The organism is Rhodococcus sp. KBS0724, assembly GCF_005938745.2.
In the GTDB taxonomy this organism is placed as follows: domain Bacteria; phylum Actinomycetota; class Actinomycetes; order Mycobacteriales; family Mycobacteriaceae; genus Rhodococcus_F.
The window spans coordinates 68,644-81,118 of the sequence record NZ_VCBX02000002.1 but is presented as its reverse complement, the minus strand read 5'-3'; the positions used below and the strand labels follow the sequence as shown (position 1 = coordinate 81,118).

7 protein-coding genes and 1 pseudogene are annotated in these 12,475 nt (G+C 60.0%); 2 read left to right on the top strand and 6 right to left on the bottom strand.

What is annotated here, in order from left to right:
- Positions 1-506 precede the first annotated feature (506 nt).
- Positions 507-1,571, bottom strand: a complete 1,065-nt coding sequence (locus tag FFI94_RS31255) for an MBL fold metallo-hydrolase (RefSeq protein ID WP_221937812.1) — start codon at positions 1,569-1,571, stop codon at positions 507-509.
- Positions 1,572-2,665: 1,094 nt separating this feature from the next.
- On the opposite strand from FFI94_RS31255, the gene FFI94_RS31245 reads away from it, so the two are divergent.
- Positions 2,666-3,214, top strand: coding sequence for a TetR/AcrR family transcriptional regulator (locus FFI94_RS31245; RefSeq protein WP_185993457.1), 549 nt, complete (start codon positions 2,666-2,668; stop codon positions 3,212-3,214).
- A gap of 27 nt (positions 3,215-3,241) precedes the next feature.
- Here the strand turns inward: FFI94_RS31245 and FFI94_RS31240 are convergent, their stop codons facing one another.
- The 5 genes and pseudogenes from FFI94_RS31240 to FFI94_RS31220 all read right to left on the bottom strand — a co-directional run bounded on the left by FFI94_RS31240 (position 3,242) and on the right by FFI94_RS31220 (position 10,095).
- Positions 3,242-4,582, bottom strand: coding sequence for an MFS transporter (locus FFI94_RS31240; protein WP_138873806.1), 1,341 nt, complete (start codon positions 4,580-4,582; stop codon positions 3,242-3,244).
- Between the two features lie 29 nt (positions 4,583-4,611).
- Positions 4,612-6,543, bottom strand: a complete 1,932-nt coding sequence (locus FFI94_RS31235) for an NAD(P)/FAD-dependent oxidoreductase (protein ID WP_138873805.1) — start codon at positions 6,541-6,543, stop codon at positions 4,612-4,614.
- 27 nt (positions 6,544-6,570) lie between these two features.
- A complete protein-coding gene (locus tag FFI94_RS31230) occupies positions 6,571-7,731 on the bottom strand; it encodes a S9 family peptidase (RefSeq protein WP_138873804.1) in 1,161 nt (386 codons plus the stop codon).
- 124 nt (positions 7,732-7,855) lie between these two features.
- Positions 7,856-8,638, bottom strand: a complete 783-nt coding sequence (locus FFI94_RS31225; protein ID WP_138873803.1) for an SDR family NAD(P)-dependent oxidoreductase — start codon at positions 8,636-8,638, stop codon at positions 7,856-7,858.
- 264 nt (positions 8,639-8,902) lie between these two features.
- A pseudogene (locus tag FFI94_RS31220) lies at positions 8,903-10,095 on the bottom strand (IS110 family transposase).
- A gap of 565 nt (positions 10,096-10,660) precedes the next feature.
- Between FFI94_RS31220 and FFI94_RS31215 the strand changes: the two are divergent.
- Entirely contained in the window at positions 10,661-11,902 is a 1,242-nt protein-coding gene (locus FFI94_RS31215) for an IS110 family transposase (RefSeq protein WP_260684540.1), read from the top strand.
- The last annotated feature ends 573 nt before the right edge of the window (positions 11,903-12,475 follow it).

Sequence of the window (12,475 nt, the reverse complement as noted above, 5' to 3'; positions counted from 1 at the left end):
TGATGCGCCGCGTCACGGATTGGTGCTACTACCGGTTCCTGCCCCCGAGCAGGCACGGCATCGATCAACCGGTTTGCTCTCCGACGCTGATCTAAATCAAGTCTTTGCCAACGATGAGGTCGCCGGAGAAACCGGCGGGTGCTGCCTGCCTCCGTTCGGTGGATGTCACCGACGCGGACGCTGTGGAGGACTTTCGCGTGGTCGCCAGGGTCGTTGTGGCGATCGGTTTCGGTGTTCGCCGCGTGACCTTAGTGGAATGCCGGACGTCTGGCGCACCTCGCCCGTCCGGTCGAGGCAGCAGTGGACAGCAAGGCTTTTCTCATCGAACGGTTGAACTCGTGCCATGGCGTGAGGTGTACTAGCGCGGCCCGGAGGATGTGCGTCCGTATTGGGGTGCCGCGGTGAGGGCAAAGTTCGTTGTCGCGTCAAGCACTGTTTGCCTTCGTATGTTCCCGCTGGTCCTCAGTGTGCGTGATGCGCGAGGTGATGGATGGTCTTGGCGAAGGTCAGGGCTGGCTGATGTTGACTTCATCGTCGGTGATCTGGAAGCTCATGAGGTCCTGACCGACGGTCAAGGGTCCGTCGTAGCTCTCTCGGGTCCGTTCGATCAGGGTTTCGTCCGGGATGCCGGCTACCCGTCCCGGGATGCCGTTGACGATGTGGCTGTATACCGCCATGCCTGGGCGGGTTGCGGTGAAGATTTCGCCTGCCTGTCGTGGATTGGTGTGGTGTGCGTAAACCTTAGGAAGGGCGGCGGGGTCTTGGAAGTCGGCGACCTCGTGAATCAGTACGTCGACGCCTGTGCCGTAGCGGATCACGTTCTCAACCGGCACGGTGTCGCCGCTGATGAGTACAGATTTGTCGGCGTAGTCGATGCGGTAGCCGACGGCCGGTTCGATGGCGCTGTTCGGGTCGTGTTGCACCTTGAACATGGTTACGGCGACTCCATCGCGATCGAAAATGACTCGGTTAGCTTCGAACTCGTGGGAAACGATCCCCGTCGTGGCAGGGTCCACTTCGGCGTCCGCGACCCGGACGTCGACGTCGTTGCGGAAGGTCTGCATGAGCCCGTCACCGATATTCTTCACGCCTATCGGTCCGTACAGGTCGAAGTTGCCTTCGCGTCCGCCGAGCGCCGGGATGAACCCGCTCAGCCACATGTCGGACAGGCCGTTGACGTGATCGGAATGGAAGTGGGTCAGGAAGACTCCGTCGATCTGTCCCAGGGGGACGCCAGCTTGCGTCAGCCGAGTGGTTGCGCCGCGTCCTGCATCGAAGACCAAATTCAGTCCGTTGGCCTGGACCAGTGTGGACATGCCGAAACGAGTGATGCTCGGGACTGGGCTGCCGGTTCCAAGCAAGGTCACCCGCATCTCGTTGCCGCTCGGCGTCGTTGCAGCTGGGTGCTGGCTTACCGTTTCGGTAGTTGTCGGCCCGTTGGAGCCGGAAACCGGTGCGGCCTCGGGAGATTGGGACGATGTGCAACCCGCGCTCATCACGCACACGACGCCTGCGAGGCCGAGCGCAATCCTGCGGGTGCGAAGCGGTGTGCGAAGAACCGAGTTTTTCATTGTTCGCCTTTCCAAGCGTGACATCAGGCTTACTGCACAGGCTTGTCATGTACGCAATGCGTACATATGTTTCGCTGTGCGTACACAATCATGTTGGACGGGTCACACGAAAGTCAACTTTTGAGTGCGTTCACGGATTTATGGCGCAGCGGGGGGAGAAAGAGTCGAGGATTCGATGGTGGACTTGGCCAGATCAACGCTCTGTATACCATCCGGCTTCAGCGCCAATTTTTCTGCCGACAAGCTGGTAAGTGTCACTACGCACTGAAATAGATTGTTGGACGGAACAACTCGTAGATTTCAACTCGCATTTACTGCCGGCGGCAGGAATCAACTCCGCAACCCCGGTAGCTTAGTCTGGGCACGCTCGATCACCCCGTCGTCAAAATCCTTGTCGCCCTCGCGGTCTGGCAGGTGCTGCCCTCATCGTGTTCGTACAATCCCGAGCGGACGCCTAGTTTGCGCAGGTTCCAACAGGGTGGTCACGTCGAGCTAGTTCGAAAGTCAATCGCGCTGAGCGTTCAGAACATCGAACGGTCGGCGCCACTAACTCCGAAGCCTGCCGGACCCGAAGTTCATCGGGTGCAACGAAAGTGGTCGACCTCCTGGCAGTGCGCAACTCGGTGCTCTCACTGATCCCTCGCGCAGGCGGTGCGGCGTTGCTTTGGGGCGTCGCGGCCCGCCCAGTCTCACCGTCGATCGCACCGGTTCACCTACTTTGCGATCGGAAGGGGCCGGTAAATTTGTCGTCGACCTGGTTGTGAGTACGGGGGGAACATTTGTTATCTCGACCCGGGCGGGTCGATGCCCAGCGGTCGACCGTCTCGGGTAGCCACCCGTCGATCGAACCTATTTGAAAATCGGCTGGTGGCAACATGTCTTTGGCGCGATAGCTTTTCATGGTGTTCACCGAGTAACCCGTCCGGGCGGCGAACTCGCCTATCGACAAACCCCGTATCGTCACGGGAAAAGAATACACCCGAACAGCCATTGAATAGACCCGAACAGGCGTACTGTGAGGGTGTCGGTAACTGTGCCAGTGAAGGGTGCGCCGGGCGAGAGGTAGGGGTCGAATGGTGACAGGTTCGAAAAAGGTGACTACTGCGGACAAGGTCAGCGGTGATACGGACTCGCGGACCGAGCTTGTCCGAGCAGCTCAGCGGTTGCTTGCCCAACGTCCGCCGAGCGGCATCACGGGTAAACAGGTCGCTAAGGAGTCAGGGGTCCATTACGGGTTGATCTATCACTATTTCGAGTCCAAGGATGCGCTGTTCCTCGAGGCTATGCAGCAACTGACTTCCGGCTACATCAAGCACCGTGACGACACTGTGGATCGCTCTGTTGCCTTGCCGCGGTTGACTTTCGAAGGGCACGAAATGTGGTGGCGTGCCGCAGCAAATTTCTCCGCGGATGGCGGTGCGTCCTACAACTCGCTGGGTTGGACATATCCGGTACTTAATCACGAGCTCGAAGCCATTCTTGCGCATCATCCCGAGGTGTCCGAGTTGGAAGCCAAGGCGCACATCGTGCGGGAGGTGTGCATGAATTTCGGGTGGATGTTCTTCAAGGAAACCTTGGCTCGCGGTATGGAGCTGACGGATGAGCAGATGGCGGAGCTGGGGCACTTCATTTCCGAAAGCTGAAGTGCCCCAGTATTCACCGACGGCAGGTTAGTGTCCGATAGGGTCGCTCGGTTGCAGTAATCGCCTGATTCGATCAGCTTCTCGGCCAGGATTGATCAGTAGCAGACCGGCGATTCCACCGATTAGTACGAGAACGCCGGAAACGATAAATGCTTCGGTGTAGCCCGAGCCATCGCCCGCCGCGTCGACGATCCAGCCGAACACAGTCGGGCAGATGACGCCGCTGAGGGTGATGACGGCGACGTAGATGCCCAGCGCGGCACCGCGCTGAAGGACAGGAACGAACTCCGATATCAAAGTTGCCCCGGTGGTGAACGCCACCAGGCCGAGTCCGAAACCGATACAGAGCGCGACGATCTGCCAGATGCCTGGGGCGAGTTGCGTGCTGATGACGATGAAGATGCCAGCGAGGGTTACGCTGCCGGCGGCCATGAATCCACGCGCGAAGCGACTGCTGACGCCATTTTTCATCATGGTTCGGGTGGTGAACGCCTGAGTGATGAGGAAGAAGATTGCCGTCAAGGATACCGACATGACGATGGTCGATGCTCCTTGCGCCGAGTAGCCCTGTGCCTTGCGTAGGAATGCGGGAAGCCAGGCTGAAACGATGGCGAGCGCCCAGTAGGCGGCCAGACCCACGCAGACGGTACCGATGTAGGTGCGACTCAGCAGCAGGGTCTTGTAGGGAACTCTGCCGGTTCCTTCGAAAACGGAGCCGCTCAGTTCGGCGCTCTTCGCTGATCCGGTGTACGGGCCGTCTTTGCCCACGAAGTACCAGATGCCCATCCAGACAATTCCGGCGACACCTACAGCGAAGAAAGCCCAGTGCCAATCGTGGTTGCTGATGACCCAGGTCAGTGCTGGTGCTGCGACGGCGATACCGCCGAAGGCGCCGACGTTTTGCAGCGCGATGGGAAAGGTACGTTCGTTGTCTCGAAACCATTGGGTGGCCGTGTGAAACGACAGGCCGGCTGACGGGCCTTCGCCGAGACCGAGCACGATCCGCGATATCAGAATGACTGCGAAACCCGGAGCCAACCAGATTGAGAACTGGCTGACCGACCAGATCGCGACCATGATGAACAGTAGCCACTTCATGCTGCGCTTGTTGGCAAGGAATCCGGCTCCAACCGCGGCCAGGGAGAACAGGAAATAGATCGAACTGGCCAGCAGACCGTACTGGCTGGCGTTGATGTTCAGATCTTCCATCAATGGGACGGCGACCAGACCGAGTACGGCTTTGTCGGCCCAGTTCACCAGGGCCAAGGCAACGAGCATGGCCGTGACGGCCCACGCCCGGCGGTGGGAGCGTTCCACAGTGGGTAGCGAGTCAGGAGGAATGGTTTCAGTGTCGCCGTGAAGAGTCATGGAGGTCAACCTTCGATGTCAGGGCTCCGTTACCGGGGCGGGGCGGTTTCGGAAAGGGAGGTTGTGTTGTCACTGGTGAGAGTGAAGTCGTCGAGGTTCACCTTCTGGGTCATGGCCCAGTATTCGAAGGAGGTCCACGGCATATTGGTGGTGACGCGACCGGTGCTGTTGCGGTACCAGGTACCGGCCGGGGAAACGGACCAGACCATCTCACCGAGTCGCTGGTCGAGCTGGTGATTGTAGTCGTTGGAGGCATGCTCGGTGACCTCGATGACGTCGACGTCGCGTTCGATCATGGTCTTGACCATGTCTGCGATGTATCGCGACCAGACCTCGGCTTGAAAGAAAATACTTCCGCCGGTCCCGATGTTGGTGTTGGGGCCGTACATGATGAAGAAGTTCGGGAAGCCGGGCACCGTCATTCCTAAGTAGGCACGGGGGTCGTCGTCGCCCCACACGTCGCGAATGGACTGCCCACCGCGACCGTAGATCGAGTACGAGGCCAACATCTTCGACGCTTCGAATCCGGTCGCGAATACGGCGACGTCTACAGGGTGGCGCTGTCCGTCGTCGTCGATGATTGCGTCCCCGTCGAAACGGGGGGTTCGACAGTTCACCAATTCGACATTTTCGCGTCGCAACATTCGGTACCAGCCGTTGTCGCGCAGCATTCGCTTGGTGAAGGGTGGATAGTCGGGTAGCACCTTCGGCAGAAGGTCTTGGCGGTCACCGAGTTCGTCAACGATGTACTGGGTGAGAGCTTCGCGCATCCGGGCATTCTCGGCGCTGATCGAGCCGTCGTCACTGTTCCACGTGGGGTCAACTGTCTGGGCTGGGCGCATGACATCGTTCTGCGAGAGCAGGGTGCGGGCACGGAACCAGCGCGCATAGGCGGGCACATTGGCCAATAACCATTTCTCGCCGGCGGAGACGTCATGACTGTAGTTCTGGACGCCGACGTTCCACTGGGGGCTTCGTTGAAAGACGGTGAGGTTCTCGACGACTGGGGCCACTGCCGGACCGATCTGGTTTCCGCTGGCGCCCGTGCCGATCAGCGCAACTCGTTTACCCTCTACCTTGACCGAATGGTCCCATTCGGCGGCGTGGAAGTACGGGCCCTCGAAGTCCGCCAGACCGGGGAGGTCAGGAATGCTGGGACGGTGGAGCAGTCCGGTCGCACTGACCACGATGTTGGCGCGAATCGTTCGTGCTCGTCCGTCGGCTGTGCGAGTCGTCACCAGCCACATACGGTCGTGTTCCGACCACTCCGCAGACAGGACTTCCGTGTTGTAGCTGATGGAGTCGGAGAGCTTTTCAGTTTCCACGCACCGACGAAGGTACGCGAGGATCTCAGGCTGCTTGGCGTAGTAACGCTCCCACTGGGAATTGGGGGCGAATGAGTAGGAGAAGTAGTGGCTGGCGATGTCGACGCCGCATCCGGGGTAGGTGTTGTGGTGCCAGGTTCCACCGGAGTTGTCGCTTTTCTCCACGACCTCGAATGCGATTCCCAGCCGTTTGAAGCGACGAGCCGCAACGATCCCGGATAGCCCCGCGCCGATGATCAGCACACGAAATTCATCGGCATGGTAGGGGCGATCAGCGGACCACTCCACCTCGCCGGTCTCGAAAAGCCCCATCTCTTTGTACAACATGGCATGTTCGGCAGCTGGCAGCACCGCCCCGCGGGCGTGATCGAGCAAGGTGTCTACCAGCGGCTGGGCTGGTTCAGTGGCCATGTCGCAGTCGAGAATGGCATCGGCGAGGTGGCCGTGAATCGCGTCGAGCGCGGTGTCGGTGAAAGTGTGGTCCCACGGGTTCGCGCCGGTGATGTGAGAACCCCAACGCTCAATGAAACTGAGATCTTCGGTGAGTTCGCATAGCGTGAGCAGTTGGCTGGGGGCGTCGCCGTCACGAAGCAGAGCCACGATCTCGGCATGTCGTTCGTTCCTGTGGTTGGTCATCGTTCGGATCTCCAGTCTGATGGGGTTTCACATTCGAGGTGTCGATGCGGCGAGCAATGCACGGTCGACGCGATCCCGCATCCAGGTGCGGGTGATGTGGTGTTTATCGGCGGGATAGCGGTTGATCACGTGTTCGCCGCGTTCGAACAGCGCCATCTGTTTGTCAGCGGCAGGTACTTGTTTCAACAGGCGCTCGCCGTCCGCGAGCGAAACCATGGGGTCGGAGTCTCCCTGGAGAAGCAGGTACGGACACGTGAGTTGGATCCGGTCCACCGATAGTTCCATGGATTCGAATACCGCCCGTACCTGCTTATCTGGGGGATTCGTGCCGCAGAATGTCGAGAGTTTCTTCGCGTAGCTGTGGCGTACCAATGTCGAGGCCATCGAGATGACCGGTCCATTGCTGCACACCGCGGCAAAGATCGGATATTTCGACGCGATGAGGATGACCAGCGCGCCGGCCATGCTGTTCCCCACAGCGGTGACGGGCATTCCAGCAGCGCGTATGAGGAGGTATTCGCACACTTGCTTGTAGGAGTCGAGCCAATCAGGTGTCAGGTAGTGCTCGTAGACGAAGCGTGTTTCGCCCTGGCCGGGTCCATCGAGGATTACCGTGAGAAAACCCTCCTCGACGAGTGGTAGGGCGGTGCCCTCCCAGTCCATCGACCAGCCGTCGACGCCTCCGTGAACAAGCGCTACAGGATGTGGACCCGCAGTGTTGGGCGTGATCACCCATGCGGTCACCGGACCGCCGGCCGTGTCGATGACGACATGTTCGTAGCGGGAGTCGTGTGCCCGTGCGCGTGTGAAATTGTCCGCCGCGGCGAGGTAAGTTGCTCGTCGCTCTGGTGTGTTCTCGACGTCCATGACTTGGCTGATGCGTTGCAGGGCCGAGGCCCGGGCGAATAATGCTGCTTGGCCCTGCACGGTTTTGGGTAGTTCAGGGTCTTCGGCGCGGGCGAGGATTTGATCGGCGAGAGATGTCGCTGATCGGCTCCAGGAATTGTTCTCTGCGGCTAATTCCATCAACCGCAGGCCGTCGCCGATCTCGATTCCGTAGGCGTGAAGTCGATGCAGCGTGAACTGCCGCAACGCGGCCTTAGTTGCTTTGATATCTGTGTCGGGCATTCCGATGTCTAGCGGGTAGCTGAACTTGTCGACAAGTGCAGTGCGGGTACCTGTGGTCATGGAGCTCCTTCGGAGAGATATAGAACCGTGTGCCCTTGCTCGGAGTCGAACCACGCTGGCAAACGGTAAGCCACCTGATTTCGGCAGGAGGAGCGCTGAAAGGTGGAGGCGATCGACTTTTCGGTCAGGCGCCGTTGGTGGCGGCGGTCATGGCGTCGGAGATGATCCGAAGTCCCACGTGGCCCACAGCTCCTCCGTCGACGGGGATGTCGACACCGGAGATCCACGAGGCGCCATCGGACATCAAGAACGAAACCAGTGGTGCTACGTCGGTGGGAGCACCGACACGGCCCAACGGGATCAGGCTCAGATGCGCATCGATGAAGTCTTGCGGAGTCTGTTGCTGCATGTCCGAGTGGATGTATCCCGGCAAGATGGCGTTCACCCGGATTCCCCTGGGGCCCAATTCCATGCTGGCGATACGTGATAGCCCTCGAAGGGCCCATTTACTGACCCCGTAACCGGCTGCGAGATGTGCACCGACACCGGCGATCGAGCTGATATTGACGATCGACCCCTCGCCTGTGGTCATTAATTTCGACATCGACTGAATAGCCAGAAGCGGTCCGGTCGTGTTGACCTCAATGAGCTTGTTCCAGTCCTCCAACGCAATATTCTCGAGCCTGCCGGCCTTTCCCCGTGCTCCGACGATTCCGGCATTGTTGACCAACCCGAAGATCGATCCGTAGGACTTTTCAAGTTCGTCAGCCAGGATGGCCCAGTCTTCAGGTGAGGTGACATCGAGGTGGCGGTAGATGACGCCCGCAGGTAAATCCCCTTCAGGTTCGAGCACATCGGTGACGATGACCGTGGCACCATCGCTTGCCATCAGCTCCGCTTCTTCTCGCCCTTGACCCCTAGCACCTCCGGTCACGACGATGACTCGGCCTTCAAGTGCTGCGTTCATTTTCTGGCCTGCTTTCTTGAGTATGTGGTCCACCTCAACCGTGCTGTGAGGAGTGACTGTCATTGGGCTCTGGTGTGACTCGAGCCACTAACACGATAGGGTTGACTGACAGATCAGTCAATAGGTTCGCCGGTGGGACCTGGATACGATGAGTGCCGCAGCCGCAGATGCAACAGTGCGGCTATCCGTACATCAAAAAGTGCTCACTTGTATTGTGTCCGAATGGATTACCGTCCCTTTTGGGGGGTGTCTCTATTGTTTTCGTCAAGCGGCAGTCACGGCGGGTGATCGATGGGTTCGTGGTGCTTGAGCATGGCGTAGAGAACATCGCAGCGGCGTCTGGCGAGGCAGATGAGGGCGGCGTTGTGCTTTTTCCTTCGGCTCGTTTCGGTCGTAGTAGGTGCGACTGGCGGTGTCGTGCAGCGCGGCGAACGCCGAGAGGAACAGGGCGCGTTTGAGTTTGCGATTACCTGATCGGGCGGGGTGTTCCCCGCGGATCGACGTCCCCGAGCGGTGGGTCACCGGTGCGATCCCGGCGTAGGCGGCCAGGTGAGCGGCTGAGGCGAATGCTGAACCGTCACCGACCTCGAGCAAGATTCGTGCGCCGGCCGAAGATCCCGATGCCCGGCATGGAGGTCAGGACCTGGGAAAGAGGGTGGTCATCGAGCATCCTCTCCACGTCCTCGCTGATTGATTTGCGTTGCTGAAGAATGGTTTTCAATGAGTCGGCCAATTTCGTTAATACGATCTCGGCAACTGTCGTTCCCGGAACGATGACGGTTTGTGTCTCGAGTGCGGCGCGGACGTCGGCGACCAACCGGGTACCCATGCGCGGTGCATGTTTGGTGGCAATCGTTGTGATTTTGCGGGTGCCGGCGTCCCGTATTCCGGTCGGGCCACCGCATCGAGACAAGATCTCCAGCACTGCCGGGTGGGCAATTCGAGGGCCGAGGACGCGTTCCAAGGCTGGGTGAATACTGGTCAGCAGGCCACGGATTCGGTTGCTGATGCGGGTGGCTTCGCCTGCTAGATCGTCGTCGAAACCTACGAGGACGCCGAGCTCGGTGAGCGTGTCATCGCCGGTATCGACCCGTCGCAATGTGTGTGGCATGGTCCGAGCGGCAATAGGCGATGATGAACGCATCGCGGGCGTCGGTCTTGGCTTGCCCGGGATAAAGATCAGCGATTCGGCGCATCGACAGACCCGGTAGATGTGCCACCTGGTGCCCGCATGCGCGGGCTACGGTGACTGGTAATGCGCCGATCGTGTTGGGCTGATCCACCACGATCAACACTGGTCCGTGCGTTGCGAGATGGTCGAACACCGCACGCAATCGGGTTTCATCGTTGGGCAACGCCTTGTCATACAGGCGAGTCCCGCGGTCGTCCAGGCCAACGGCATGATGTTCGGATTTGCCGACGTCAATGCCACAAAACACGGCATAGCTCGTGTCCATGAATCAGTCCTTCGTCCGGTTCCTGTCGGTCGCCGATCAGACGTCAATACCCGACACCCAGGCCTGCGAGGAGACCTACCATCAGATCCGGTGGCCGTGTCCGTAATGGCATCCGAATGGTCGCTGCGGGACGGTGTTTTCTCTGCTGTGATTGTTCGCAGTTCGCATCCTCGCGTGTTGCTTGCGCAGTCCGGCCCAGGCTGGGCTTGGGCAGGTAGTTTGCGGACTGATCGTTGGTGGTGGTCCCGCACGACCGATGGATGCCTGCCCTTGTCCCAGGGGACATGCGATCCCTCCTGATAGATCGGCGCCGGCGGCGTGTCGGGGCCACCACCTGCGTACTGGTCGAAGACAGTTGTGTTTGTGGTTCAAGCCCGTCCGCACGGTCAACACCTCGTAGTTCACGAGCTTTGGAGCTCTCAGAGGAAGACCGGAACCTGCGGATTGCTGGGATCGCGAACGGCTCATCGGAGGGAAGGCCATCGAGCCTCGCCATTAGGTGCCGCGGTTCTCTTTGGGTGCAGCCATGCGAAGGAGATCAGACGCAAAAGGAAGGTAGGGGCTGGTGAAACTATTCTGCGGGATCGACTGGGCCGAGGACCACCATGACGTCGCGGTGGTCGATGGTGACGGCCTGTTAGTGGCCAAGCGTCGAATCGACGATAGCTCTGAAGGATTCGGCGAGCTTCTCGGTTTGCTCGCCGAGGCTGGTGATACACCAGCCGATCCGATTCCCGTGGCGATCGAGACCTCACGAGGTCTGCTGGTCGCAGCATTGCGCGGATCGGGGAGAAACGTCTATGCCATCAATCCCATGGCGGTGGCCCGCTACCGCGATCGGCACTCGATGGCACGCAAGAAGTCCGACCATGTGGACGCGATGACGCTGGCGAACATTCTGCGCACCGACGCGCACGCGCACCGAACGCTGCCCGCCGACAGTGACCTCGCGCGAGCAATCACGGTCTTCGCCCGCTGCCCAGGACGCGATCTGGCGGCGCACCGAGGCAACCCAAGAACTGCGTGCACTCCTGCGCGAGTACTACCCGGATTTTCTCAACGCATTCGCCGGCACCGGTCACACGAACCTCGCCATGGCGGACGCACGCGCGATACGCGCGATCGCACCGACGCCTGCGCAGGGTGCGCGATTGACCAAGGCCCGCATCGTTACCGCATTGCGGCGTGCGGTAGGCAACGACGACTCGAGGACACCGCGACCCGAATCCAGAACGCGCTTGGCGCTCCTCAGCTGAGACAACCACCCTTGGTGGAGCAGGCGATGGGTTGTCAGGCGGGCGCCTTGTTGGCAACCTTGAACACCGAATGCGTCAACGCCGACAAGCTCAATGAGTCTGCGGCTGAGGCATTTCGGAATCATCCTGACTACGCGGTCATCACCAGCTTTCCCGGTCTGGGTGAGGCTACCGGTGCCAGGGTCTTGGCAGAGATCGGCGACGACCGTGGCCGGTTTGCCGACGCTCGCCGACTTAAATCCTTTGCAGGGGCCGCACCTGTCACCAGGGCGTCGGGTCGTACGATCTCGATCACTCATCGTCATGTGAAGAACAACAGGCTTGCGGCGGTGGGGTTTGTCTGGGCCTTCGCTGCCATCCCGAGGCCGGGCCCGATCAAGGACCATTACAATCGGCGCCGAACACACGGCGACCGGCATGCTGCGGCGCTGCGCAACGTCTTCAATCGACTTCTGGGTCAGCTCTATCACTGCCTTCACACCGGCCACACCTACGACGCGTCGAAGGCTTTCCCCGGCTCCGTTCATGATGCGGAACCGGCAGCTGCTTGACGACTTGCGTTGATCGGAGGTCTATCAGCGGTTCATCGACGCCACCACACCCGGCGACACCACCCCCCCGGATCATTGATGACAGGGGCAAGAAGTCATACCAGGTTTGGCGACCGCAGCCCTCATTTCAAGGACCTCCTAGAAGATAACGGGCTTCCCCTCGGTTCAGGAGCGTAGACCCGATAGTGCCCGCCGGAAAGAAATTTTCCTATCGTCTCATCGAGCGCCGACAACGAACACGTCGGCCGACACCTGCTATCGGACTGCATCCACCGACAAGGCCGGGTTCGTCGCAGCTTCGGCGGTGCGGGGTGTCGTTCGACTACGCCACCGAACACGCCAATCCCATCCATCAGCGATCCCTCCTCGGACTACACGCAATCGCCCTGCTGCTCACGGATTGACGAGGGTGCGCAGCACTATGAACGACATCCAGGCCGAAGGCGTCGACAAAATCCTCACCCGATCGGAGCCGCAGTGGAAATAACGAGAATTATTGCAGCGCAGGAAGAATGAGATTAGTCGACCGTGTAGCCGCGCTTGCGAAACCGCTTTCTTAGTCACCGACACGAG